Annotated in this window: 29 protein-coding genes and 1 pseudogene; 7 read left to right on the top strand and 23 right to left on the bottom strand. The window is 64.9% G+C overall.

What is annotated here, in order from left to right; all coding sequences use genetic code 11:
- Positions 1 to 14: 14 nt before the first annotated feature.
- From ABIF91_RS11755 to ABIF91_RS11795, 9 genes are all read right to left on the bottom strand, one after another.
- Complete coding sequence (locus ABIF91_RS11755; protein WP_028179186.1) at positions 15 to 1,034, bottom strand: WD40 repeat domain-containing protein; 1,020 nt, start codon at positions 1,032 to 1,034, stop codon at positions 15 to 17.
- Entirely contained in the window at positions 1,034 to 2,080 is a 1,047-nt protein-coding gene (locus ABIF91_RS11760; RefSeq protein WP_028179185.1) for a CobW family GTP-binding protein, read from the bottom strand. The genes ABIF91_RS11755 and ABIF91_RS11760 overlap by 1 nt, the downstream gene beginning before the upstream one ends.
- Before the next feature lie 53 nt (positions 2,081 to 2,133).
- A complete protein-coding gene (locus tag ABIF91_RS11765) occupies positions 2,134 to 2,997 on the bottom strand; it encodes a metal ABC transporter solute-binding protein, Zn/Mn family (RefSeq protein WP_028179184.1) in 864 nt (287 codons plus the stop codon).
- A 2-nt stretch (positions 2,998 to 2,999) separates the two neighbouring features.
- Entirely contained in the window at positions 3,000 to 3,869 is an 870-nt protein-coding gene (locus ABIF91_RS11770; RefSeq protein WP_028179183.1) for a metal ABC transporter permease, read from the bottom strand.
- Between the two features lie 6 nt (positions 3,870 to 3,875).
- Positions 3,876 to 4,631: a metal ABC transporter ATP-binding protein gene (locus ABIF91_RS11775; protein ID WP_028179182.1), complete on the bottom strand. Its 756-nt coding sequence runs from the start codon at positions 4,629 to 4,631 to the stop codon at positions 3,876 to 3,878.
- A 2-nt stretch (positions 4,632 to 4,633) separates the two neighbouring features.
- The gene (locus tag ABIF91_RS11780; protein ID WP_035671698.1) at positions 4,634 to 4,870 is read right to left on the bottom strand and encodes a hypothetical protein; all 237 of its coding nucleotides are present in this window, start codon (positions 4,868 to 4,870) and stop codon (positions 4,634 to 4,636) included.
- 44 nt (positions 4,871 to 4,914) lie between these two features.
- The gene (locus ABIF91_RS11785; protein WP_028179181.1) at positions 4,915 to 5,415 is read right to left on the bottom strand and encodes a hypothetical protein; all 501 of its coding nucleotides are present in this window, start codon (positions 5,413 to 5,415) and stop codon (positions 4,915 to 4,917) included.
- Positions 5,412 to 6,023 carry a permease gene (locus ABIF91_RS11790; protein ID WP_028179180.1) on the bottom strand — a complete coding sequence of 204 codons (612 nt, stop codon included), beginning with the start codon at positions 6,021 to 6,023 and terminating at the stop codon, positions 5,412 to 5,414. Before ABIF91_RS11790 ends, ABIF91_RS11785 begins: the two co-directional genes overlap by 4 nt.
- Positions 6,024 to 6,275: 252 nt before the next feature.
- Positions 6,276 to 6,872, bottom strand: a complete 597-nt coding sequence (locus tag ABIF91_RS11795) for a superoxide dismutase (RefSeq protein ID WP_027573470.1) — start codon at positions 6,870 to 6,872, stop codon at positions 6,276 to 6,278.
- Positions 6,873 to 7,117: 245 nt separating this feature from the next.
- Here ABIF91_RS11795 and ABIF91_RS11800 point away from each other — a divergent pair, with 245 nt between their 5' ends.
- From ABIF91_RS11800 to ABIF91_RS11810, 3 genes are all read left to right on the top strand, one after another.
- Positions 7,118 to 7,645 carry a GNAT family N-acetyltransferase gene (locus ABIF91_RS11800; protein WP_028179179.1) on the top strand — a complete coding sequence of 176 codons (528 nt, stop codon included), beginning with the start codon at positions 7,118 to 7,120 and terminating at the stop codon, positions 7,643 to 7,645.
- 80 nt (positions 7,646 to 7,725) lie between these two features.
- Positions 7,726 to 9,111, top strand: coding sequence for an MATE family efflux transporter (locus ABIF91_RS11805; RefSeq protein ID WP_028179178.1), 1,386 nt, complete (start codon positions 7,726 to 7,728; stop codon positions 9,109 to 9,111).
- Between the two features lie 108 nt (positions 9,112 to 9,219).
- A complete protein-coding gene (locus ABIF91_RS11810) occupies positions 9,220 to 9,654 on the top strand; it encodes a DUF2147 domain-containing protein (RefSeq protein WP_028179177.1) in 435 nt (144 codons plus the stop codon).
- On the opposite strand, the gene ABIF91_RS11815 is transcribed toward ABIF91_RS11810, so the two are convergent.
- Entirely contained in the window at positions 9,651 to 10,805 is a 1,155-nt protein-coding gene (locus ABIF91_RS11815) for a DUF3095 domain-containing protein (RefSeq protein ID WP_424579167.1), read from the bottom strand. The two genes, ABIF91_RS11810 and ABIF91_RS11815, sit on opposite strands and share 4 nt — an antisense overlap.
- 300 nt (positions 10,806 to 11,105) lie before the next feature.
- On the opposite strand from ABIF91_RS11815, the gene ABIF91_RS11820 reads away from it, so the two are divergent.
- Positions 11,106 to 11,417, top strand: a complete 312-nt coding sequence (locus ABIF91_RS11820) for a hypothetical protein (RefSeq protein WP_424579360.1) — start codon at positions 11,106 to 11,108, stop codon at positions 11,415 to 11,417.
- Positions 11,418 to 11,422: 5 nt separating this feature from the next.
- Here the strand turns inward: ABIF91_RS11820 and ABIF91_RS11825 are convergent, their stop codons facing one another.
- The 5 genes from ABIF91_RS11825 to ABIF91_RS11845 form a co-directional block, all read right to left on the bottom strand.
- Positions 11,423 to 11,629, bottom strand: coding sequence for a hypothetical protein (locus tag ABIF91_RS11825; RefSeq protein WP_035671707.1), 207 nt, complete (start codon positions 11,627 to 11,629; stop codon positions 11,423 to 11,425).
- A 126-nt stretch (positions 11,630 to 11,755) separates the two neighbouring features.
- Positions 11,756 to 12,478 carry an SDR family NAD(P)-dependent oxidoreductase gene (locus ABIF91_RS11830; protein WP_028179173.1) on the bottom strand — a complete coding sequence of 241 codons (723 nt, stop codon included), beginning with the start codon at positions 12,476 to 12,478 and terminating at the stop codon, positions 11,756 to 11,758.
- Complete coding sequence (locus ABIF91_RS11835; protein ID WP_028179172.1) at positions 12,471 to 13,853, bottom strand: class I adenylate-forming enzyme family protein; 1,383 nt, start codon at positions 13,851 to 13,853, stop codon at positions 12,471 to 12,473. The genes ABIF91_RS11830 and ABIF91_RS11835 overlap by 8 nt, the downstream gene beginning before the upstream one ends.
- Positions 13,840 to 14,085: an acyl carrier protein gene (locus ABIF91_RS11840; RefSeq protein ID WP_008135396.1), complete on the bottom strand. Its 246-nt coding sequence runs from the start codon at positions 14,083 to 14,085 to the stop codon at positions 13,840 to 13,842. Before ABIF91_RS11840 ends, ABIF91_RS11835 begins: the two co-directional genes overlap by 14 nt.
- Before the next feature lie 143 nt (positions 14,086 to 14,228).
- Positions 14,229 to 16,043, bottom strand: coding sequence for a long-chain-acyl-CoA synthetase (locus ABIF91_RS11845; RefSeq protein ID WP_035671688.1), 1,815 nt, complete (start codon positions 16,041 to 16,043; stop codon positions 14,229 to 14,231).
- Positions 16,044 to 16,259: 216 nt separating this feature from the next.
- On the opposite strand from ABIF91_RS11845, the gene ABIF91_RS11850 reads away from it, so the two are divergent.
- Positions 16,260 to 16,523 (top strand): tripartite tricarboxylate transporter substrate-binding protein, encoded by a 264-nt coding sequence (locus tag ABIF91_RS11850; protein WP_028179304.1) that lies wholly within the window; start codon positions 16,260 to 16,262, stop codon positions 16,521 to 16,523.
- Here the strand turns inward: ABIF91_RS11850 and ABIF91_RS11855 are convergent.
- The 6 genes and pseudogenes from ABIF91_RS11855 to ABIF91_RS11880 form a co-directional block, all read right to left on the bottom strand.
- A complete protein-coding gene (locus ABIF91_RS11855; RefSeq protein WP_080659926.1) occupies positions 16,505 to 16,807 on the bottom strand; it encodes a DUF3551 domain-containing protein in 303 nt (100 codons plus the stop codon). The genes ABIF91_RS11850 and ABIF91_RS11855 overlap by 19 nt on opposite strands.
- 9 nt (positions 16,808 to 16,816) lie before the next feature.
- The gene (locus tag ABIF91_RS11860) at positions 16,817 to 17,098 is read right to left on the bottom strand and encodes a DUF3551 domain-containing protein (protein ID WP_028179302.1); all 282 of its coding nucleotides are present in this window, start codon (positions 17,096 to 17,098) and stop codon (positions 16,817 to 16,819) included.
- A gap of 129 nt (positions 17,099 to 17,227) precedes the next feature.
- Positions 17,228 to 19,105: a molecular chaperone HtpG gene (gene htpG, locus ABIF91_RS11865; RefSeq protein WP_028179301.1), complete on the bottom strand. Its 1,878-nt coding sequence runs from the start codon at positions 19,103 to 19,105 to the stop codon at positions 17,228 to 17,230.
- 111 nt (positions 19,106 to 19,216) lie between these two features.
- Positions 19,217 to 19,639, bottom strand: coding sequence for a hypothetical protein (locus ABIF91_RS11870; protein ID WP_028179300.1), 423 nt, complete (start codon positions 19,637 to 19,639; stop codon positions 19,217 to 19,219).
- A 249-nt stretch (positions 19,640 to 19,888) separates the two neighbouring features.
- Positions 19,889 to 20,488: pseudogene (locus ABIF91_RS11875) on the bottom strand (nuclear transport factor 2 family protein).
- 164 nt (positions 20,489 to 20,652) lie between these two features.
- A complete protein-coding gene (locus tag ABIF91_RS11880; protein WP_028179299.1) occupies positions 20,653 to 21,459 on the bottom strand; it encodes a response regulator in 807 nt (268 codons plus the stop codon).
- 218 nt (positions 21,460 to 21,677) lie between these two features.
- Here ABIF91_RS11880 and ABIF91_RS11885 point away from each other — a divergent pair, with 218 nt between their 5' ends.
- Both ABIF91_RS11885 and ABIF91_RS11890 read left to right on the top strand, forming a co-directional pair.
- Positions 21,678 to 21,908, top strand: a complete 231-nt coding sequence (locus ABIF91_RS11885; protein WP_424579168.1) for a NepR family anti-sigma factor — start codon at positions 21,678 to 21,680, stop codon at positions 21,906 to 21,908.
- Positions 21,908 to 22,456 (top strand): sigma-70 family RNA polymerase sigma factor, encoded by a 549-nt coding sequence (locus ABIF91_RS11890; RefSeq protein ID WP_018316216.1) that lies wholly within the window; start codon positions 21,908 to 21,910, stop codon positions 22,454 to 22,456. The genes ABIF91_RS11885 and ABIF91_RS11890 overlap by 1 nt, the downstream gene beginning before the upstream one ends.
- A 100-nt stretch (positions 22,457 to 22,556) precedes the next feature.
- Here the strand turns inward: ABIF91_RS11890 and ABIF91_RS11895 are convergent, their stop codons facing one another.
- Positions 22,557 to 23,258, bottom strand: a complete 702-nt coding sequence (locus ABIF91_RS11895) for a nitroreductase (RefSeq protein WP_028179297.1) — start codon at positions 23,256 to 23,258, stop codon at positions 22,557 to 22,559.
- Between the two features lie 138 nt (positions 23,259 to 23,396).
- A complete protein-coding gene (locus ABIF91_RS11900) occupies positions 23,397 to 24,641 on the bottom strand; it encodes an acyl-CoA dehydrogenase (RefSeq protein WP_028179296.1) in 1,245 nt (414 codons plus the stop codon).
- Positions 24,642 to 24,708 lie beyond the last annotated feature (67 nt).

Consider the following 24,708-nt stretch of genomic DNA (forward strand, 5'->3'; position numbering starts at 1 on the left):
AGAACGATGACAGATTAAAGCTCCAGCAGGCCGCCATCCCCATTTTCATCGGCGAAAGCCAGCAGCGTGCCCTTCGCATTCCAGCCGATCGCGGCGACAGGGGGCGTGCCGTTGCGGCGGACCAGGATCTCGGCGCCATCCTCCAGGCGTACCATCAGCACGGTGCCGTCGCTGTAGCCGGCGGCGAGGATATCATTCTTCGGATGGCAGGCGACGACCGACACGCGCGCCTGCAGCGGGGCGAGCATTGCGGGCTCCTTGCCCATCGGGCCGTCCTTGCTGCCGAACGGCCATACGATGACGGTGTCGGCCCCCGAGGTCGCCAGCCCCTTGCCGCCCGCGCTCCAGGACATCGAGCGGACGCGGCCGGGATAGCCGGTCATGCGCATGTGCCGGTTGTCGGCAAGCCGCCAGCCATGCAGCGCCGGCTCGTGCATCGCGGTGACCAGGAATTTGTTGTCCGGGCTGAAGCTGACGCCATGATGCGAACCGGCCCAGGGCAGGAATTCGGCTGATCCCGCCATGTTGGGAAACCACAGCGTCACGCCGTTGTAATGCGCGATCGCGAGCCGCAGGCCCTTCGGCGCGAAGGCAAGGCCGCCGACGGTCGAGGGCACCTCGAGCGACTTCTCCTCGGCCTTGCCGCTCTTGACGGTGGCCGTCTTGCCGGCCGACCAGGCGAAGGCACCGTCGGCGTGCAGCGCCACCGCATCGATCCAGCGCCGCTTCGGGTCGGTGGCGAGCAGCGTCACCTCGCCCTTGGCATCGAGCGAGACGACCTTGCCGTCGTCGCCGCCCATCACGAGGCGCTTGCCGTCGGACGCGGTCGAGAGAATGCCGCCGCTGTGCACGGCAACCGTGGCGATCTCGCCTTTGCCATCGACGAACGCAACATTCTCCTCGCCACCGACGAAGGCAGCGCGGGGGCCGAGGAAATGCACCGAGGTCACGGCCATGCCGAGCGCGATCGGCTTGACGCGGTCGGTGACGGAGACGATCGAGGCGGAATCGGGAGGCGGCGTGAACTCTTTCATCACGAGACGATGCAGCTCTCGAAACCCTTGCGGATGGCCTCTTCCGGCAATTCGCGGCCGATGAAGACGAGGCGGCTCTCGCGCGGCTCACCCTCCTTCCACTTCCGCTGGTGGTTGCCCTCCAGCATCATGTGGACGCCCTGGAAGACGTAGCGGTCATCATCGTCGTGGAAGGCGAGGATGCCCTTGGAGCGCAGGATCTTGCCGCCCTCGACCTGCACCAGGTTCTGGAGCCAGGGCATGAACACGTTCGGATCGAGCGGCTTGTCGGTCTTGAGCGAGAGCGACTGCATCTCCTCGTCGTGATAGTGCTTCAGGCCGTGGCCGTGATCATGGTGGTGATGGTCGTGGCCGTGATGGTGATGATCATGGTCGTGGTCATGATCGTCGGCCTCCAGGAAGTCCGGCTCGATGTCGAGGATGCGGTCGAGGTCGAACGCGCCGCGGTCGAGCACGTCGGCCAGGGCGACCGAGCAGCGCTCGGTGCGGTGAAGCTTCGCATAGGGGTTGATGCCGCGAATGCGGGCCTCGACCTCGGCGAGCTCGCCCTTGGAGACGAGGTCGGTCTTGTTCAGGACGATCACGTCGGCAAAGGCGATCTGGTTCTTGGCCTCGGGTGCATCCTTCAAACGGTCGGACAGCCACTTTGCGTCGGCGACTGTGACGACCGCGTCGAGCCGCGCGTTCTTCTGCACGTCCTCGTCGACGAAGAATGTCTGGGCGACCGGCGCCGGATCGGCGAGACCCGTGGTCTCGACGATGATGGCGTCGAACTTGCCCTTGCGCTTCATCAGTCCGTCCATGATGCGGACGAGGTCGCCGCGCACGGTACAGCAGATGCAACCATTGTTCATCTCGAATACTTCCTCATCGGCGCCAATGATGAGGTCGTTGTCGATGCCGATTTCGCCGAATTCGTTGACGATGACGGCGTATTTCTTGCCGTGGTTTTCGGACAGGATGCGGTTCAGGAGCGTGGTCTTGCCGGCACCGAGATAGCCGGTCAGGACAGTCACGGGAATCTTCTGGGAGGTCGCTTCAGACATAACAACTCCGGACTTCGGGCTTGTCGCGCGACGCGAGGCGGGGTGGCCCCTGCCTAATGGTCAAGCGCGCTGGTCAGGGCCTTTATATTGTGCCTGACCATGTCAATGTAAGTGGGTGCAGGCCCCTTTTCGCCGGTCAAACCGTCCGAAATCAAGGTCCCGCCGACCTTGGCGCCACTCTCGGCCGCGATCCGGCGGATCAGGCGGTCGTCGCTGATATTTTCCAGGAACACAGCCGGAATTTTCTGGGCCTTGATCTGGCTGATGATGGCCGCGATGTCGCGCGCGCTGGGTTCGGTTTCCGTGGAGACGCCCAGGGGGGCGATGAACCGGATACCGTACTCGGCGGAAAAATAGCCGAAAGCGTCGTGGGTGGAGATCACCTTGCGCCGCTCCGGCGGGATCTTCGCCACGGCGTCGCGGACATCGCGGTCCAGCGTTTCGAGCTTTTCCAGATAGGCCTTGGCCTGGGTGCGGAAGAAGTCCGCCTCAGCCGGGAGGGCGGCGGCCAACGCATTGGCGATGTCGGTCACGTAGATCCTGGCGTTCGGGACAGACTGCCAGGCGTGGGGATCCGCGGCTGAGCCAAGCTTCAGAGGCGCGATGCCGGCGCTGGCAACGACGACCGTTGCCTTGCTGCCGGAGGATTGGACGAGACGCGGCAGCCAGCCCTCGAGGCCGAGTCCATTGACGATGACGAGCCTTGCATCCGCGACCCGCTTCGCGTCGGCCGGGGCCGGCGTGTAGACATGGACGTCGCCGTCCGCGCCGACCAGCGTCGTCAGATTGATGCGGTCACCACCGACGTTGCGGACGAAATCGCCGAGGATCGAGAAGCTCGCGACGACGTTGAGCCGCTCGGCGGCATGCAGCGGCGCGGCGATCAGCAACAGCGCACAAAGAAGGATGAGTCGCATCGTCATGCTTCCAGGTGCCGGCCGGGAAACAGTTGCCGGACGATGCCGCCGACGCGGCCGAACAGGACGGAGACGATGTAGAGCATCGTCGCCACGAGGATGATGGCCGGGCCTGACGGCACACGGGTCTGGAACGACAGCACGAGCCCCGCATAGCCCGAGACCGCGGCGGCAACGACGGCGATGCAGATCATCGTGGTCAGATCGCGCGACCAGAACCGGGCGGTACCCGCGGGCAGGATCATGAGTCCGACCGCAAGCAGCGTGCCGAGCGCCTGAAAGCCATTGACGAGGTTGATGACGACGAGCGCGAGGAAGGCGAGATGCGCGGGGCCGCCGGCGCGGCTCACGGTGCGCAAAAACAAGGGATCGACGCTCTCGATCACCAGCGGGCGATAGATCACCGCGAGCACCAGCAGCGTCACGGTGGCGTTGAAGGCGACCACCAGCAGCGTCTGATCGTCCATTGCAAGGATGTTGCCGAACAGCACGTGCAGCAGGTCGATATTCGTGCCCTTGATCGAGACGATGGTGACGCCGAGCGCAAGCGAGGCCAGATAGAAGGTCGCAAGCGACGCGTCCTCCTTCAGCCCGGTCGAGCGGGCGACCACGCCGGCGAGGATCGCGACGGCAAAGCCGGCGATCAGGCCGCCGGCCGTCATCGCGAACAGGCTAAGGCCCGAGAGCAGGAATCCGACGGCCGCGCCGGGCAGGATCGCGTGCGCCATGGCATCGCCGACGAGGCTCATCCGTCGCAGCATCAGGAATACGCCGATCGGCGCGCCCGCCAGCGCCAGCGCGATCACGGCAGCGAGCGCCCGCCGCATGAACTCGAATTCGGTGAACGGACCGATCAGCACGTCATGGATCATCGGATATCAAGCCGCCCGTGAGCTGACATCATCGGCCGCGCAGGCGGCGGCGCTGTCGTCGAAGGCCTCGCACATCCGCATCGCGACGATCAGGTTTTCCGGCGTCAGCACCTCCGCGGTCGGGCCCCATGCCACGGGGCCGCGCGCCAGCACCAGCGTGTCGCTGAAATGGTTGCGCACCATCTCCATGTCATGCAGCGCGGCGAGCACGGTGCGGCCTTCGCCATGCCATTGTTTCACCAGCGCGAGCAGGTCGGCCGTTGTCTTGGTGTCGATGGCGTTGAAGGGCTCGTCGAGCACGATCAGGCTCGCATCCTGGAGCAGCACGCGCGCGAACAGCACGCGCTGCATCTGGCCGCCCGAGAGCGTGCCGATCGGGCGGTTCTCGAATCCATTGAGGCCGACGGATGCGATCGCGCCCAGGATCTTCTCGCGGGCAGCCCTGCCGATGCCACCGAACAGACCGGTCGCGCGCCACAACCCGGTGCCGACGAAGTCGAACACCGAGATCGGGAAGCTGCGGTCGATCTCCGCGCTCTGCGGCAGATAGGCGATGTCGCGGGCATCGAGACCACCGAGATGGATGCTGCCCGCGAGGGGTTTGAGGATGCCGACGATGCCGCGCAGCAGGGTCGACTTGCCGGCGCCGTTCGGGCCGATCACCGCGACAAGCGCACCCGGGGCGACCTCGCCGCTGAGATGGTGCACCGCCGGATGACGGTCATAGCCCAGCGTGACGTTGTGGAAATGCAGCGCCGCCATCCTCACCTCATCGCCAGAAAAACGATGCCCCAGAGCACGGCACAAACGGCGGCCGCGGCCGCGAGGCGGCCTGCCACGGTCATGCGCAGGATCGACCAGCGCGCCGCCTGGGCCGGATGCGGAGACGTCGCATCATGAACATGGGCATGGCTGTGGTCGTGCCCATGCGAATGCCCGTAGCCAAGGGCGTGGCCCTGGACATGGTCATGATGCTGGGCGCGGGATGCGGCGGGAACCATGCCGAGAACGTTATATTATAACACTCGCGCTGTCCACGCCGGGCTCAGGGCTTGCCGATCACCATCGCGATCACGGCGGCCACGAACGGGAATGGCACGGATACGGCGCAGCGGAACCAGACGAAACGGGCCGGCATGAACGGGATTTCCCACAAGATCACGCGCTGAAAGGCGAACAGCGCCCAGGCGACGACATAAGCAACCACCTGGGGTACCCCGCCACCGGACTTCAGCGCCACCGTACCGATGGAGAAGCCGATCACGGGACCGCCGGGCGTGGCCGCGCCGGCGACCACGGCGGTTGCGACCCCGAGCCAGCCGCTGTCCGGCCCGAGCCAGCCGGTGATCACCTCCTGCGGGATGATGGCGGCGATGTAGCCGGAGCCGATCACGCCCAGCGCAATCCGCGGCACGATGTTGATGAAGTCCATCGAGCCTTCGCGGAGCGAGGCCATGAACACGGGAGGGCCGCGGCGGAACGCGATCAGGCCGACGCCCAGCACAGAGCCCCACAACAGGATGTCGATCAGAAGCGCCGCGCTCAATTCTCGTCGTCCTTCGCGAGCGGCCTCGGATAGAGCCTGACATAGACGAAGCGGCCGAGGGCACCCGCCAGCACCGGCAGCGGCAGCGAGATGACGATCCGCCACAGCGTGAAGTCGGTGCCCATGATCGGGATCTCCCAGACGACCGCCCGGCCGTAGCCGATCAGGGTCCAGCTCACGACCATGGCGATGGTGGCGCCGAAATCGGCGCCGACCGCGAGCAGCGCGCTCGCCACGGGATAGGCGGTGAAGGGGCCGCCCGGCAGGATCGCGCCGAAGGCGGTGCCGATCAGAAGACCCATCAGGCCGGATTTCGGCCCCAGCGAGCGCGAGACTTTCTCGTGAGGCAGGATCTCGGAGATGAAGGCGCCGAGCAGGCAACCAGCCAGCACGCGCGGCAGGATGCCGCCGAACAGCGAGAGATCGTGGGTGAGAATGTCGAGGACGCCGTCGGCACCGTCACGCCGCCAGACCAGTCCCGCACTCACCGCCACCAGGACCGCAATGATGATGGTCGACCAGCCGATCGGCTTGCGCACGCGCCCCGGCCGCGGCTCGGAGTCTGCGTCCTCGGCAGGCGCCGGGTCTTTCGGGGAAGGTTCTGACAACGGGCTCGGGTCGGATCGAGGGGATGCCCGTTCTGATTAGGAGCGCCGGCCGGGCGTTGCAAACGGAACGATCACAGGTCGATACGCGCCCCGTGCAGGGCAATTCCGCACAGCAAAAAAGGCGGCCGCAGATGCGACCGCCTCTTTGTCATTCCGGGGCGGCGCATCAGCGCCGCGCCCGGAATCCATCGGGCGTCACCCGAACGGATAAATGGATTCCGGGCTCGCGCTTCGCGCGCCCCGGAATGACACTTAGGCCTTCTCGAACAGGGACTCCACGTATTCCCAGTTCACGAGGTTCTCGACGAACGCCTTGAGATAGTCGGGGCGACGGTTGCGATAGTCGATGTAGTAGGAGTGCTCCCAGACGTCGCAGCCGAGGATCGGGGTGGCGCCGTGCACCAACGGATTCTCGCCATTCGGGGTCTTGGAGATTTCGAGCTTGCCGTTCTTGACCTGGAGCCAGCACCAGCCGGAGCCGAACTGGCCGACGCCGGCCGCCTGGAAGTCGGTCTTGAACTTCTCGAAGCCGCCGAGGTCCTCGTTGATCTTCTTCTCGAGCTTGCCCGGCAGCTTGGTGCCGCCGCCATTGGGCTTCATCCAGCTCCAGAAGTGGATGTGGTTGTAGTGCTGGCCGGCATTGTTGAACACCGCAGGGTTCTTGCCGAACGAGCCCTTGACGATCTCTTCAAGGGACTTGCCTTCCCATTCGGTTCCCTTGAGCGCGTTGTTGCCGTTGGTGACGTAGGCCTGATGATGCTTGTCGTGGTGATATTCCAGCGTCTCCTTCGACATGTACTGGCCGAGGGCGTCATAGGCGTAAGGGAGTGGGGGCAGCGTAAAGGTCATGGGTTCTTGTCCGCAACTGGTGGGGAACGAGTTCTAACGGTCACCCCTTATAGAAGGTTCCGTGGCCGTTAAATACCTCAGAATTTCGAAAACGCGCGGCGAGGACGCTTGGCTCGATTGCATAAAATCGTCGCAGCACGCGAAGATCTCCGCAGTCCTGGTGGCTCGATGCAAAATATCATTGCCTTTGAGGCGCTTATGGCAGAACGAATGCCCTGCGCACCGACGTTGCGAAAGACAGAACCATGAGCATTGAGATCGACATTTTGAACGGCGACGCCTCGTGGCCGATTGCGGAGCCGCTGCATCAGGCGGTCTGGGGACCACAGACGATCGCGGACAAGCCCTGGGCTCACGTCAAATGGGCCAATGCGGATCTGCGCGTCCTGATCGAGACCCCCGAGGACGGCCTGGTCTGCCATGTCGGCATCTACTTCCGGACCGTCACTTGGAACGGGCAGAAGGTCCATATCGGCGGCATCGGCGGGGTCTGCACCCGCGAGGACCGGCGCGGCCGCGGCTATGCGACCGTGGCGATCGACGCGGCCGTTCACACCATGCGCGCCAACGAGGCCGTTCGCTTCGCGCTGCTGTTTTGCGAGCCGCACAATTTCTCGTTCTACGAGACCCGGAGCTGGCTGCCCTTCAAGGGAGAGGTTTATTGCGAACAGCCGGAGGGGCGGATCCGCTTCACCCACATGGCGCCCTACGTCTTCAACATCGTCCGCGCCCCGACGCTGGGCACGATCGACCTATGCGGCCTGCCGTGGTGAGCCCTGCGTGAGCGAGGGCTGGCCGGCTGCCGCACGCTCTATAATATGTCGGCCATCATTTAATATTCCGCCCGGTGAACATGACGATCGACGCCCCAGCAGACGCCGTCCCGCCGGTTGCGCCGGTCGCCTCTCCCATCGCCAGCCTCCTGACCGCGCCGATCCTGCCGACGCTGCTGCAACTCGCGATTCCCAACATGATCGCGATGGTCGGCAGCACGCTGGTTGCCATTGCCGAGACCTCCTATATCGGCCGGCTCGGCACCATTCCGCTCGCTGCGATCGCACTGGTGTTTCCGTTCGCGATGCTGACGCAGATGATGAGCGCGGGCGCGATGGGCGGCGGCGTCTCCTCCGCGATCAGCCGCGCGCTCGGGGCGGGGGATCGCGACCGCGCCGCGACGCTGGCGCTGCATGCCGCCATCATCGGCCTCTGCGGCGGGCTGTTCTTCACGGTGACGATGCTCGTCTTCGGCCGCTCCTTCTTCGCGCTGCTCGGCGGGCGCGAGCAGGTGCTCGAGGAAGCCAGCGGCTATTCGCAGGTGCTGTTCTCCGGCGCGGTCGCGATCTGGCTCGTCAACACGCTGGCCTCGGTGATCCGCGGCACCGGCGACATGCGCCTGCCCTCGATGATTCTGATCGGAGCGAGCGTGCTCCAGATCGTGCTTGGCGGCACGCTCGGGCTCGGCCTGTTCGGCGTGCCGCAATTCGGCATGCCGGGTGTCGCGAGCGGCCAGTTGATCGCGTTCAGCTGCGCGGCGATCTTCTTCCTCTGGTATTTGTTGTCCGGGCGCAGCCGGCTGCCGCTCGATATCCGCGCGTTTCATTTCGAGCGCGCGATGTTCCTGGACATCCTCAAGGTCGGCGCGGTGGCCTGTTTGTCGCCGCTCCAGACCGTGCTCACCATCCTGATCTTCACAAAAATCCTCGCGACCTTCGGCACCGAGATGCTGGCAGGCTATGGCATCGGATCGCGGCTGGAATTCTTGCTGATCCCGATCACCTTCGCCTTCGGCATCGCCTCGGTCCCGATGGTCGGCATAGCGATCGGCGCCGGACATGTGAAGCGCGCGCGGCGTGTGGCCTGGACGGCGGCTGCGGCCTCCGGACTCACGGTCGGCCTGATCGGCCTCGCCGTCGCGCTCGCGCCGTCGCTGTGGGTCGGGCTCTTCACGCGGGATCCCGGCGTCACCGCCGCCGCGCACAGCTATTTCCACTGGGCAGGTCCGACCTTCGTGTTCTTCGGCATGGGCGTATCGCTATACTTCTCGTCACAGGGCGCGGCGCGTGTCGGCGGGCCCGTGCTCGCCTCGACGGCGCGGCTCCTGATCGTCGCGATCGGCGGCGTCGGACTCATGACTGCGCAAGCTCCGGCCTGGACCCTGTTCGCACTGGTCGGCGGCGCCATGGTGGTGTTCGGGCTGTCGACCGCGGCCTCGGTCGCGTTCGTGCGATGGGGCAAGTGAGCGCAGGCAGGTGAGCACGAAATGAACGCAGGAATGTGATTCCGGCCGGCGTTGCACAATCCTGCCGGGCTGCTATTGAGGCGCTCCATTTTCGGGGGCGCCCTCTCCATGATTTCCAGATTCGCAGCTCTCATCGTCCTCCTCGCCCTGCTGCTTGGCGCATCTATCGCTCGTGCGCAGAACGCCGACGGGACATGGCTCACGCAGGCCGGTGATGCGCGCGTCAAGATCAGCAAATGCGGTGGCGGCATCTGCGGCCACATCGTCTGGCTGCGCCAGCCCTACGACACCTCGACCGGTCAGCCCGCCACCGACAGCAAGAATCCCAATCCCGCGCTCGCAAGACGTCCGATGATCGGCCTGCCATTGTTCAGCGACATGCAGTCCGCAGGTCCGAACAAATGGTCGGGCCAGATCTACAATGCCGACGACGGCAGCACCTATGCCAGCAACATCAGCTTGATATCAGCGGACTCGCTGCGGGTCGAAGGCTGCGTCGGCGCGCTCTGCGGCGGCGAGACCTGGACGCGCACGGGGCGTTAGGCCGCAGCCGCCGTCATCGCCTTCAGCGCCGTCGCGGCCGAGGCATACCCGCCCCGCGCCCCATCGATGAAGTGGACGTGATCGCTGCGCAGCGCCGACGGCGCGAAGCAGGTCATCATGGCGGCGTCCTGGCGATGGAGGCCGTAACGCACGATGCCGGCTCGCGCGGCCGCGGCGAGACGATCGCTGAGGGCGCGCTCGAGCTCCGGTGTGCAGTCGAGGATCATGCGCAGGCCGTCGTCATATTTCCTGAAATCGGAGTTTTCGACCACCTGGCGCCTGTAGACGTTCGGCACGAAGCCGCCGACCTTGAGATCAAAGCGCATGATCAGATAGGCGAACAGCGTATAGGCCAGCACCCCCGCGCGGCGCACGAGCAGCGGACCTCCGCGCCTGGTGCAGGCTTCATAATCCACCCCCTGCGGCGGCCATTTCAGCGGCGGCCCCTGCGGCGGCACCGGACGAGCGCCATCCGGGCTGCGCTCGACCAGGTGAATGACGTCCTCGATCGCCTTGCGGAAGGCACGCGGATCGGCGTCGCGCGCCGGCATCACCAGCACGGAGAGGATCAGTCCGCGCGAGGCCGGCATCACCTCGAAGCGGCAGGACAGGCCGGACAGATCGGGCTGCGTCCCGGCGGGCGCCTCGGCGACCGCAAATTCGCCGCGCTTCATCGCGGCATCGGCCCAGGCAAGCCCGCCGCCGGAGAACATCGCGTAGGACAGGTTCGGCGACGGACCGAAACGGGCGACGCGCACGTCAAGGCCCCGTGCACGGATGGCGCTGACCGGCACCAGCGCGATGCGCATCCTCCGATCGAGATCCTCCCGCACCCAGGTCGCGGTTGCAGCCAGCGCCGCACGGGCCAGTTCCAGATCATGGGGCGCGACCGCGAAGCCGGCACCGTCGCCGCCGAACACGAAGGGGAATTCGCGCCCTCCCAACGCATTCGTCACCGCCGCGATCACGGCGGCTCCGGCCATGTTGACTGCCTTGTAGCGCTGCGCCGCGATCGCCCTGGTCGAATCGACGATGTCGGCAATGCCGATGCTCCAGTCCTCCGGCAGCGGCGAATACAGCGCCGGGTCCATCAGGCTGGTGAAGCCTCGGAAGACGGGAATGCCGCCATAGAAGGATTCGCCTGAGGTCATCGGGGTTGCCGGATGGTTGGAGTACGAAGCAAATACGTGGCAGGATCGATCCGGGTTCGCCGAACGGCGCCCCCAAATTCAATCATTGGCCGAAACCGACCCGGACAACAAGATACGGCCCCGCTGCAATGCCGCGGCGGAGTCATTGATCGGCATCAAACGACGGCCCGGGGAGAACGGCTATCGTCGGTCGGCTCCAAGGGTTGCATGGGATGATCGAGGTGCCCGACTTCGGCAACAAGGAACTCCACCTCTCCGGTCAGGCGGCGCACGGGCATCGCTCCGATCAGCGCCGTGAAGATGCCCGAAAGACTGACGGCGGCCGTCGACGCCTGGGCCGAATCTCATCAGCTGACCCGCTCGGATGCGATCTGCAAGCTGATCGAGCTGGGCCTGAAGACCGCATCCCCGATCCTCACGCCGGTGCACCCGCTCGAATCGGACGCCACCAGGATCGAAGAGATCGCAGTCCACGAGATCGAGACGCTGCTCGATCCCGCATTGCCGGAGGACGAACGCGAGCGCCGCATCCGCCGCCTCACCGAAGGCCCGCCAGAATTCTCACACGAGCGAATTGACCTGCCGAAGGACTCGCCGAAGCAGCGGACGTGATCGGCTTAGTGCAGCCGCTCATCCTGACGCTTGCGCAAGGCATCGAGAGGCTCATGGCAGCCGACCAGGCGGACGAATTGCTGCGGGTACATTTCATGCCCGTGACTGCCGGAATTCTGATGTGTCATCGGCGGGCAGTGGACATCGTCCGGTTTCGCAGGGGATTGCTCCGTGCGGGCCTGATTTGAAGCGGTCATGTTTGACGCCGTCATGGACTGCTCCCTGTCGATTAGGGCAGATCGATTGACGTAACCCAACCGATTGCGGGGCATCTTACGACCAAATCCGGCTGAATGTCATTGTGCCGAATCAATGCAATTGTGGCCGTAGAGTTCCGCTTATGCCGTATTCCCCGCGTCGACAGTGAACACCGTCCCGGTGACATTGCGGCCGCCCTCCCCCAGCAGATACTCCACCATGCGCGCGACGTCGTCCGTCTGCGGCAGGCGACGCAGCGCACTGCGACCGGCGATGCGCTTGCGGCCCTCGTCCGAGAGGTTGTGCGTGAGTTCGGTGTCGATGAAGCCCGGTGCGACCGCGTTCACGGTGATGCCGAGATTGCCGACCTCGCGCGCGAGCGAGCGGGTGAAGCCGGTGGCGGCGGCCTTGGTTGCGCCGTAGACGGACAGGCCATTGTAACCGGTGGTCGCGATGATCGAGGAGATGTTGACGATGCGGCCGGCGCCATCGGCCATCATCTGCCGCGCGACATATTTGGTGAGAATGATCGGCGACAGCACGTTGAGCTGCACCAGGGCCGCGATCTCGGAATTGTGCATGGTAGCGAGCAGGCCTTCGGTGCCGAGGCCGGCATTGTTGACGAGGCCGTAGATCGGGCCGAATTCGTCGCGAACGAGTTTTGCGAAGGCCGGGATCGCATCGATCACCGCAAGATCGCAGGCGCGGAAATGCAGCCGCCCCTCGGACCGGACAATCGCCGCCTTGAGCTCGTCGCTCTCGCGCCGCGCCGCCGCGATCACGTTGAAGCCACCTCCGACGAGGCGCGTTGCAATGGCAAGACCGATACCGCGGCTGCCGCCGGTGACGAGAACGTTATGCATCGGTGCGCGCCAGTTTGCCGGCCGGGGTGACGTCGAGCGCCTCGACGAAACGGATCACCGCCGGCACCTTGTGGGACGCGAGCTGGGCGCGGCACTGATCCAGGATCTGGTCGCGAATCTCTTTCGCGCGCGCCGCATCGGTGCCGTCGGCGAGGATCACGTCGGCGACGACGATGCCGCCGGTGATCGGGCTGCGGCGCGACTTGGCGCGTGACATCCGCACGTCGGGATGGCGATTGATCACCGCCTCGATCTCCTCGGGATGGACCTTCAGCCCGCCGATATTGATGATGCCGCCGCGACGGCCGACGAAGTAGTAACGGTCGCCGCGCAGCTCGACGATGTCGCCGCTGTCGACGAAGCCGTTGGCATCGGTAAGCGCCGCCGCGTCGCGGCCGACATAGGCATGCGCCGTGCGTGCCGAGCGAATCCGCAGCGAGCCGTCGACGACCTTCATCTCGACGCCGTTGCGGTTGCCGAGATAGTCGGCTGGAAAGCCCTCCAGCCCGTCATTCACGGCAAAGCCGACGCCGGCCTCGGTCGAGGCGTAGGCGTGGCCGACGGAAGCATTGGGGAACGCCGCCTTCAAGCCGTCGAGCACGGCCTGGTCGGCGATCTCGCCGGAGAGACGGACGTAAGCCGGGGCGAACTGCGCGGCCGCGCCGCTCATCAGGAGCTTGCGCCAGTGCGACGGCGTTCCCGAGATGTGCGAGACGCCGCGCGCATTCAACCGCGCGATGTGATCGCCGAGCGCTTCATGCGGATCCGACAGCACCATCGAGCCGCCGGACAGGATGGCGCGGAGGAAGATCTGCAGGCCGCCGTAGCGGCGAATGTCGTAGAACGTCGCCCATACCGGCGCCGGACCGCGCGCCGGACCTTCGGCAACGATTGCCCCGGTCAGCGCCTCCAGCGTATGGCCAGCGATCTTTGGCACGCCCGAGGTACCCGAAGTCAACATCAACCATTCGGTCGCACGCTCGCTCGTGACCGGCACGGTGGCTTGAAGCGGCAAATGCGCGGTGACGACCAGCGAAACGCCGGTGCCGGCCCAGCGATCGGGCTCGTCGGTGACGACGGCATCGATGCCGGCATCAGCGATCAACGAGTCAAGATGCGCCGGGTTGAGATCCGGCGGACACAGCAGCATGCGGCGGGCGATGCCGTCGAGCTCGATCATGGCAAGGCCTGACCGGAGCTGGTCTGACAGTTTCAGCAGCACCGCGCGGCCGGACAGCTCGCGCAGACGGCCGCCCAGAACCGTGTGCGACAGGACGTCGGTCAGCGACACGACATCGTGCGCATCGGAAATCGTGCGGCCTTTCAGCTCCGCGCCGAGATGGTCGCGAAGCGCAAAGATCTCACGCGGGGACATTTTCGTAGGCCCGCACGAAATCGCCGACTGTGGCGGGGAACGCAGCGTCCTCGGAAATGGTGAATGGGTCGACGCCGGTCTCGTCCTCGAGGCGCGCCACAAGAATGGCGAAGGCGAGCGAGTCGAAACCCGTCTCGTGCAGGGACAGATCGTCCGAGAGTGCGGGAAGCGTGACGTGCTGCTCTCTGGCGATCTGCTGGATCGCTTCGATGACCTTTGACCTTACCGACATGGCTGGCTCGCTTTTCGTTATCATTCGTGTTGCGGCGGCTCTTGATGACCGCCTCCCAATGACCCTCTGTCTACCCGACAGAGGTAAATGGCCTCTTGGACAATTCAGATAAAATTGGACCCATCTGGCGGATTTTGTTGCCGTTACAGCCGGATCGTGCCGTCTACGATTCCGGCAAATGTACTGGAATCGAGCGCGACATAGGCGCCGGATTTCGGGTCGAGCATGAACAACGGATCGGAGATCGCAGCCGGATCAAATCCCTCGCGCGCGAGATCGCCCTTCTTCTGCTTGAACGTCTCGGTCGCGTCGAGCTCGCGCGAGATGCGGACGAAGACTGGCCGGGCGTAAGCCGGCAGGCGCCGCGCGAGATGCGCAGGCAGCGCGGCGATGTCAAAGCCCTCGTTCACGACGATCGCGCTCATGCCGGCGCGGCCGTCGGCGCCGGGGATGGCGACGCCGTAGGTGGTGGCGTCAACCACGCCGGCAAAATCGCGCACGGCGTCGTTCACCTCCGAGGTCGCGACGTTCTCGCCCTTCCAGCGGAAGGTGTCGCCGATGCGGTCGACGAAATGGAAAAAGCCCTTGTCGTCGATCCGCATCAGATCGCCGGTGCGGAACCAGGCATCGCCTCTGGCAAAGACGTCGCGCAGGATCTTCTTCTCGGTCTCACCGGCATCGGTGTAGCCCTCGAAGCGCCCACCGCCCTCGTCCGCGGTGCCGATGCGGCCGATGGCTTCGCCGGCCTCGCCGCGGGCGCAGGCGATGCAAAAGCCCTCATCATTGCGCAGCGGCACGCCGCTGCCGGGGTCGAGCTTGACGAGACTGGCGGGAAAGCGATGTGCGAGCAGCGGCGGAATGCGCCCGATCGCACCCGGTCGCCCCTCGACATTGAACAGCGAAAAATTGCCTTCCGTCGCCGCGTAGAATTCGAGGATGCTCGGAATGGAAAAGCGCGCCTGGAAATCTTCCCAGACATCGCCGCGCAGGCCGTTGCCGCAGACGAGCCGCAGGCGGTGCCGGGTCTCGTATTCCGACGGCGCCGCCTTCAGCAGGTAACGGCAGAGTTCGCCGATATACTGAAACATCGTGCAGTCATGCCGGACGATGTCGGACCAGAAGTGAGAAGCCGAGAATTTTTCCGCAATGGCGACCGACCCGCCGGCAGCCAGCATGCTGCACGGCGCGACGATGCCGCCGACCGAGTGGAACAACGGGAGACAATCGTAGAGCCGGTCCTGCGGAGTCGCGCCGGTGAGGCCGGCGAACCAGAAGCCCCAGTTGAGGATACGGCGGTGGCTGATGCTGGCCGCTTTCGGCAGGCCCGTGGTGCCCGAGGTGTAGATCAGCAGCGCGCGGTCATCGATCGTGACGTCGCCATGTTCGTCCGACGAGAGCGGGCCGTCGTCGAGGACGGCGAGAGCGACATCGATCGCGCGCTGGCTGCGGGCATCGCCGTGGGTCCAGACCTTGGGCTGCGCCTTCAGATGCGGCGTTGCGCCCTCCAGCATCTCCGTCAGCTCGTGCGCCAGGATAATGTGCGCCGGTCTTGCGACGTCGATGCAATGCGCAAGCGACTGTCCCACCAGCTTTGTATTGAGCAGCGCCACCACGCCTCCGACGCGGCTGATGCCGAGCCAGGCCGCGAGATAGTCGATACCGTTCGGCATGATGAGGGCCACGGTATCGCCCTTGGCTAGCCCGACCGAGCGCGCCCAGCGCGCGTAGCGATTGATGCGATTCGACAGCCCTTGATAGTCGAGACTTGTGTCAGCTATGACCAGCGCGACGCGGCCGGGCTGGCGTTGCGCCCAATCGTCGATGACGTCCGCGAACAGACGCCCGGGCAATGCCTCGATCCGCGCAGTGAGCTCGATTGCCTTCAGCCAGATCTTCGAGGCCGACGGTGCGTATACGGTTTTCGGCTGCTCGATGACGCCGGTGGTCATATTGTTCACTCTTTCGGGCCGTCTGCTTGTGTCCGGCAGCTTAGCCCGCGCGCACTGCCCAGGTGTTAAGAGACAAGGTAAAACTCCGTTAGTGCGCGATTAACTCTAGCGATCCTTCAGGCCGGCGGGATCGGCGTGCAGCCCGGTGCCATTCTTGCGACAGCGAAGTAGCGAAGCCGAGCGGGAAGCTTCCCCTCTCCCTCGACGCCGGGCGGAGCCACCGACGTGCTGTCGCGGCTGCTCTGCCAGCGCCCCTCCGACCGGCTCGGCCAGACTTTCGTGGTCGAGAACAAGCCGGGCGCCTGCAGCAACATCGGGACACAGGTCGTAGTGCACAGCAATGCCCATGAGTTCGGCAGCATGCTGATGGCGGAAACCGATCGCTGGCGCAAAGTGGTCGAGCTATCGGGCGTGAGGAAGGAGCAGTGGGAGGCGCTGGGCGGCCTTCGCCAAGCAGGAAATTCCTTGCTCTACCATCCCTTGTGCTGACCGCTTCGCCTGTGACGCGGGTGCGGCGCGTTGACCGGGTAGTACGGATTGAGGTCACAGGTCGCGGCGCGTCCCGAGGCGGTCGCGCGGCACTGCGGCAGCGAGGTGAAGGAGCAGTCGTACCAGTCCCCGCCACCGCCATTCGCTCCGGAATAGACGTGCATGCAGACGGGATAGCGGGGATCGAAGGTTTGCCCGTGCGACGGCGCGACAGAGAGCACGACACCGACGGCCATGGTCAGGCCGAGCCAACCACGCGAGGCGAATATCCGAGGAGACCGCATCGCAGACCGCTAATGCTGTTTCTTGTGGCGCCGGCGCGGCGGCGGGGGTTCGTCGAAGGCGTAATACGGGTTGAGATCGCAGCTCGCCGAGCGGCCCGACGCGGTCGCGCGGCACTGCGGCAGCGAAGTGAAGGAGCAGTCGAAGTAATCGCCGCCGCCACCGCCGAAGCCGCCGCCAGGCGTATAGACGTGCATGCACACCGGATAGCGCGGATCATAGGTCTGGGCGCTGGCATCTGCCGCGACGAACAGCGTGGCAATCGCGGTGAGGGTCAAGATCGGCAAGCGCATGGACACATCCTCGAGTCAGTGGCCGCCGGCGGATCGGGGGCCGGCGGCTCCATATGGCACAACATCACGACGGACGCGACTGTTCCTGCAGATGGATGACGGCAAGGTGAGTAGGGTGGGGCTGCGGCGCTAGGCGCCGAGCCCCTGCAGCACGAGCCGATTCAGCCTTGCCGCGAACGCCGCCGGGTCGTCCGGCAATTCGCCGTCCAGGATCTGCGCCTGTTCGAGCAGCAGCAGGCTGAGATCGTCGACGACCTTCGAGCCGGCTTGCGCCTTGGTGACCGCGGTGACCAGCGGATGGCGCAAATTGATCTCGAGGATCGGCTTGGTCTTCATGCCGCGGTTTTGCTGCGACAGGATACGCTCCAGTTCGCGGCTTGGCCCCTGGCTGTCGGCGACGAGGCAGGAGGCCGAGCTGGTGAGCCGGGTCGAGGCCTTGACGTCGCTGACGCGCTCTCCGAGCGCGGCCTTGATCACGGCGATGGTGGCCGCTTCGTCCGCGGCCGGCTCGTCCTTCTTCGCCCCGTCCGCCTCGTCGACGCGCGGAATCAGGTCGAGATTGAGATCGCCCTGGCTCAGCGACTTCAGCGGCTTGCCGTCGAACTCCGACGGCATCGAGGTCCAGAAGGCATCGACCGGATCGGACAGCAGCAGCACCTCGATGCCGCGCGCGGTCGCAGCTTCCAGCCGCGGGTTGGATTTCAGCCGCTCGATGCTGTCGCCGACGAGATAATAGATCTCGGTCTGGTTCGGCTTGAAATCGGCGATGACCTGCTTCAGCGAACGCTTCTCGCCCGACGTGGTGGTGAAGCGCGACAGCGAAAGCAGCTTTTCGCGCCGCTCGAAATCCTCGTAGATGCCTTCCTTCAGCACCGCGCCGAAGGCGTCCCAGATCTTGGCAAAATTCTCCGGGTCCTTGTCGGCAAGACTTTCGAGCTCGGATACAACCCGGGTCGCCACGGCTTTGCGGATCTGCGCGAGCTGCGGATTGTTCTGAAGCATCTCGCGCGAAATGTTGAGCGGGAGATCCTCGCTGTCGACGACGCCGCGGATGAAGCGCAGATAGCCCGGCAACAGATCGGCATCGTCGGTGATGAAGACGCGCCGGACATAGAGCTTCACACGCCCCTTGCGGTTAGGCTCGAACAGGTCGAACGGCTTGGTCGAGGGCGCGAACAGCAGAACGGCGTAGGAGTAGCGGCCCTCGGCGCGGTAGTGCAGCGTCATCGCGGGGTCGTCGAAGGCGGAGGCGATCTGCTGATAGGCCTTCTTGTAGTCGTCCGCCGTCAGCTCGGATTTCGCGCGCTGCCATAGCGCGCTGGCCGAATTGATCTGGCGCGGCTCGCCTTCTTCGGGCACCAGCTCGATCGGGAACAGGATGTTGTCGGAATAGGCGGTGACGATGCGCTCGATCTCGTAGGTCTCGAGATATTTCTTGGCGTCGTCCTTCAGGTGCAGGACGATCTCGGTACCGCGCGTCACGCGCGCCGCGTCCTCGTCGCTGGCACGGGCAATCTCGAAGCCGGACCCGCCCGAGGAGGTCCAGGTCCAGACATCGCTCTCGCCGGCACGGCGGCTGATCACGACGATCTTCTCGGCGACCATGAAGGCGGAATAGAAACCGACGCCGAACTGGCCGATCAGGCCGAGGCCGTCCTTGGCCTCCTTCAGCTTGGACACGAATGCCTTGGTACCGGAGCGGGCGATGGTGCCGAGATGATCGATCAGCTCCTGCCGCTCCATGCCGATGCCGTTGTCGGCGATCGTAAGCGTCTTGGCCGTCTTGTTCGGGATGATGCGGATCTTGAGCGCGTCGCCCTCGCCCAGCAGGGCGGGACTTGCGATGGCCTCGTAGCGCAGCTTGTCGCAGGCATCGGAGGCATTGGAAATGAGTTCGCGGAGGAAGATATCGGTTTCCGAATAAACGGAATGCACCATCAGGTGCAGCAGTTCGGAAACTTCGGCCTGGAAAGGCTGCGTATGCACAGCCGTATCTGACGTCGTCATGCGCTTACCCGGTCAAAACAAAGGGAGGAACCCGGATATAGCGCGAGGCAACGGCGGATCAAGAGGATGTGAAGCATCCTCCCGGAAGGCTCCCGTCACGGGAGGCGCGGATCAGGTCACGCAACGGCCGGGCTGGAGCAGCTTCGCGACCTCGGTCAGGGAGCTGACCATCGGCTCACAGGCGATCGTCGGCCGGGTTCGAACCTTCTGCTGGTTCTGGAGCAGCACCGGCGGCTTGGCGTTGCCGGTCTCGACCACCGCCGGGACCCGCAGCAGCACCGACGTATCGGCGAGGTCGTTCAGCCGCATCGACACCGTGCGGGTCGGAGCCGGCGCCGGCTTGACCTCAGCGAGCCGGTCCGCCTTTGCGGTGCGATTGACGTTGTGGCTCGGGGCGAAGTTCGCGCTGCGGCTGGAGGTGTCGGCGACCGCCTGCCAGCGACCAGCCAAGTCATGGCCGGAGGCCAATTGCACAGCACCGAGCGTCGCGACGGTCGCAATGGCGCCTAAAAATACCTTTTGAATCTGTGACATGGCTGTCGATCCCTCGCCCCATGGCGATCACGGGAACAACGCCGCCACAGGATCGGCGGTTCTCGGCCGTTACGATCACTTAACCGTGTGCGAAAAATGCCGCAGGTCGGCGAAATATTTCGCAAGCCGTGGAACGACTCCGACGGTCAGGAGTCGTCTCAGCAGCCGGCTATTCCCCCCTGCCCCATAAGCCGGCGACGTAGGGCGCGACTGTGGTGATGCCGGTCGCGCCTTACTTTTGTCTGGCGTCTACTTCGCCTTCGCCGCGAGCCATTCCCGCCCTTCGCCATAGAGCTTCTCGACTTCCGGACCCGTGAGGCCGGGCATGTCGCGCTTGACCTTGTAGCCGATCAGCTCCTGCATGTAGGCGAGGTGGCGATAGCCTTCGGGCAGCGCGGCGAGCGCCTCCTGGTCGAGGCGCAGCGTCGCAGCGGGATCGACCGGATCGATCCGGTCCTACTCGTAGATCGGCTGGCGGCGGACGATGCCCCATTTACCCTGCCGCTTCTCCAGGAAATCGTAGAAGCGTCCGGTGCAGACGACGTCGCAGAGCACATCGTGCACGAGGGCGCGCTGCGAGATCGTCATCTTGGTCTGGGCGATGGCCCGCGCGTCCGCCAAATCGATGCTGGTGCCGCCGAGGAAATGCAGGATGCGCACGCCCTTCGCGAATCCCTCCTGGCTGACCCGCATGAAATCCCGCGCCGGCCCCTGAAACCAGGTGGCGGACATCCAGCCCTCGTCATGCCAGACCGTGGCAAAGCGCTCCCAGTCGCCGGCGTCGCGCCACACCGCCCAGTTCTCGACGAGGTCGCGGATGGCGAGGCGATCGAGCAGCGGCTGGTCCATGGGGACATCTCCGATTGGTGCGGCCGCAGGCGCAGCCTCTGCATGAGGTATGGGCGGTGAATTCCACGGCCGTCAAGCATGCGCAACAGACATGAAAAATCCGGCGTGCCTTGCGGCACGCCGGATCGGATCATTTCGCCAATTGGCGGGCTACCAGGGCGTCACTACGCCGCCGGCGCCTTCGGCGCGCGATTGCGCGAATTGCGCTGGAAGAACAGGGCCTGGCTCGCCACCGCCGATACCATCGCCGGCTGGAATGGTTTTGAGATCAGGAACGCCGGCTCGGGGCGCTCGCCGGTGAGGAAGCGCTCGGGGTATGCCGTGATGAACACCACGGGCACCTCGAAGGTGCGCAGCAGTTCGTTGACCGCATCCAGGCCCGACGAGCCGTCGGCGAGCTGGATGTCGGCGAGGATCAGGCCGGGCCGCTTGTTCTTGGCCAGCGCCACTGCATCGGCATGGGTGCGCGCGACGCCGACGACGTTGTGGCCGAGATTCTTCACCAGGCTCTCGAGGTCCATGGCGATGAAGGTCTCGTCCTCGATGATCAGCACGTCGGTCGCAATCTCGGCCGCCATCTCGCGTCCGGCGGCGTCTGCAAGGCGCCGCGTTTCCGCGACGTCGGTGCCGAGAACGAAGGCGACTTCCTCTTCCGAGAAGCCCTCGAGCGAAAGCAGCAGGAAGGCCTGGCGCGGCAGCGGCGTGATGTTCGACAGCCGCCGCTCCGGCGGCATCGGCAGGGTCGTCACCTCGGCATCCTCGTTGACCGAGACCGAATTCCAGATCTGCGTGAACAGCCGGAACAGGCCGGCCCGAGGCCCATGGCTCTCATCGAGCACCGACGGATCCCCCAGCATGGCTTCCAACATGGCTGCGACATAGGCGTCACCGGAGGCCTGGCTGCCGGTCAGGGCGCGCGCGTACCGGCGCAACAACGGCAAGTGTTCAGCAACAAGCTGTGAACGGGACATCCCCACTCCATTCGTCTTCGGGCCAACCTTGAGGTCAGGAGACACGCGGGGGGCCCGGGTTCCCCTGCTGGACTGATTACGCATCAGCTCAAGAAAAGTTCCGTAGAGCTGGGAACTTTTCCGCGGACCTGGAATTGTGCCTATCCAGGGAACGGCTCCCGGTTGAGAAAACCTCTCGAATTTGCAGTCACTTAACTCGGGGAAACGTGGAACAGGCCATGAAAGATCTCAAGTCTCAAGCCAGCAGAAGCGCGACCCCCGGCAAGGGAGGACTCACTCCGGAGATTCAATCCCGGATCGGGCATCAATTGCGGGCCATGTACGACGATGTCATGCGGCAGGGGGTTCCGGATCGGTTCGCAGAACTGATCAAGAAGCTTGATGCGCCGGGAGCTCCCTACGTGGAAAATGAGGGTGGATCCAACGACAACAACAATGGGAGGGATTAATGCCTCTCACGGACTCCCTTCGTAACGACATCCTGGCGGCCGTGCCGAGTCTGCGCGCCTTCGCCATCTCGCTCAGCGGCAATGCGGACCGCGCCGACGATCTGGTTCAGGAGACGCTGTTGCGCGCGCTCGCCAACATCGACTCGTTCCAGCCCGGCTCCAACCTGCCGGCCTGGCTGTTCACGATTCTGCGCAACCTGTTCCGCTCCGACTATCGCAAGCGGCGGCGCGAGGTCGAGGATGCCGAGGGCAACTACGCCAAGACGCTGAAGACTCAGCCTTCGCAGAACGCGCATCTCGAATTCGAGGAGTTCCGCACGGCGCTCGACAAGCTTCCGCAGGATCAGCGTGAAGCGTTGATCCTGGTCGGTGCGTCCGGCTTCTCCTATGAGGACGCGGCCTCGATCTGCGGCTGCGCAGTCGGCACGATCAAGAGCCGCGTGAACCGCGCCCGCTCGAAGCTCGCCGCGCTGCTCTATGTCGACGGCGCCGAGGATTTCGGGCCGGACGAGACGGTGCGGGCCGTGATCGGCGGCAGCGGCGGCTGATAGCCGACGCCCATCGGACTCGGACGAGACGAAGACGGCCGTTTCCACGGCCGTCTTTGCGCGCGTCCTATGCGGGTGGCGCCGGGTTCACGGCGCTCGATCACTCGTCAACAAAGGTCACGGTATCGGCCACGCTCGCACGCGAGGTGCGGTAGCTGTTGACCTTGTGCGCGTGGTCCGCATAGCCGAACGAGATGCCGCAGACCACGCGGCGGTCGTCGGGCAGATTGAAATGCCGGCGGATCAGCCCGGAATGCCGCGCGAGCGCCGCCTGCGGTATCGTGCCGAGCCCGAGCGCCTGCGCGGCCAGCATGAAATTGCTGACATAGGCGCCGCAATCGATCGCACCGTAGATGCCGAGCGGCTCGTTGGTGTGAATGATCGCGACATGTGGCGCGCCGAAGAAGTTGTAGTTCTCGAGCGCCTGCCTGGCATAGGCCATCTTGTCGCCACGGGCGATGCCGAGCGTGTTGTAGAGCTGGAAGCCGCTTTCGCGGCGGCGCTCCAGATAGACCCCGACATATTCGCGCGGCGGCGTGAAATCGTAATCATCGCCAAGGCCCTTTGAGGCCTCCGCGTAGATCGCCTTGCGAAAGCGCTCCTTGGCCTCGCCGCTGGCGATGATGACCTGCCAGGGCTGGCTGTTGCACCAGGACGCCGTGCGTTGCGCGGTGGTCAGCACATGCTCGATGGTCGCGCGATCGACGTCCTTCAGAAGAAACGCGCGGACGGAGTAGCGCTCGTTGAGGAGCTCTTCGAGCACGCCGATGCGGTCTTGGGTCTGGCTCACTTTTGCATCCATGAATTGGCTCGCGCTCTTCTCGTAGGGTGGGCAAAGACGCGCAAGCGTCGTGCCCACCGACAGACTTGCCCCGAAGCATCTGCATATGGTGGGCACGCTTCGCTTTGCCCACCCTACGAGATACCGCGAGACGTGAGATTATCGCCCCTTGGTCGGGATCATGTTATACGGCACGTCCTTGTCGACGCGAATGTCGCCGGGCAATCCCAGCACGCGCTCGGCGATGATGTTGCGCAGGATCTCGTCGGTGCCGCCGGCGATGCGCATCGAGGGTGAGGACAGCAGCATCTGCTGGAACTGGCCCTGCACCGTCTCCTCATCGTTGCCGGTGAGAACACCGGCCGCGCCCTGGAGGTCCATGGCGCAGGTCGCGATGTCCTGAAGCATCATGCCCGACACGAGCTTGCCGATCGAATTCTCCGGGCCCGGCCGCTCACCCTTCGACAGCGCCGAGATCGTGCGGTAGCTGGTGTATTTCAGTCCGTTCGACTTCGCCGCCCAGCTCGCGAGCTTCGAGCGCACGGCGGGATCGTCGATGGCGAGTCCGTCCTCCAGCATCAGGCTGGAGCAGAACTCGAACATCTCAGGCACGCCGGTCGCAAGCCGCGCGCCGATCGACATGCGCTCGTTCATCAGCGTGGTCAGCGACACGCTCCAGCCCTCGCCGACGGCCCCCAGCCGCTGGCTGTCGGGGATCACGACGTCGGTGAAATAGACTTCGTTGAACTCCTGCATGCCATTCGCCTGCTTGATCGGCCGCACCTCGACGCCGGGACTCTTCATGTCCAGGAAGAACATGGTGAGGCCTTTGTGCTTGGGCACGTTCGGATCGGTGCGCGCGATCAGGAGTCCGTAATCGGAGTAATGCGCGCCCGAGGTCCAGATCTTCTGGCCGTTGACGACCCAGCTATCGCCCTTCTTCTCGGCGCGCGTGCGCAAGCCCGCAACGTCCGAGCCGGCCGATGGCTCGGAGAACAGCTGGCACCAGATCTCCTCGCCCGAGGCAAGCTTGGGCAAGTAGCGGCGCTTGGCGTCTTCGCTGCCGAAAGCCATCACGGTCGGACCGCACATGCCTTCGCCGATCTGGAACGGCTGCGTCAGCTTGCCGTAGACGCCCTCCTCCTGCTGCCAGATCACCCGCTCGATCGGCGTCGCACCACGGCCGCCATATTCCTTCGGCCAGTGCAGGCAGGCCCAATTGCCTTCGAACTTCTTCTTCTGCCAGGCCTTGCCGACATCCACGATGTCGTGGTGAGCGAGCCGGATACGGCCGAGCGAGGATTTTGACAGCTCGGCATGCAGCTCCTTCGGCGCATTGGCCTCGATCCATTTGCGCGCGGTCTCGCGGAATGCGGCTTCCTGTGGCGTGTCGTCGAAATTCATGGCGCCTCCCTTTCTTGTCATTCCGGGGCGCGCAACGCGCGAACCCGGAATCTAGAGCTTGCATATT

The sequence above is a fragment of the Bradyrhizobium sp. USDA 241 genome, from assembly GCF_049739505.1.
Classification (GTDB): domain Bacteria; phylum Pseudomonadota; class Alphaproteobacteria; order Rhizobiales; family Xanthobacteraceae; genus Bradyrhizobium; species Bradyrhizobium liaoningense.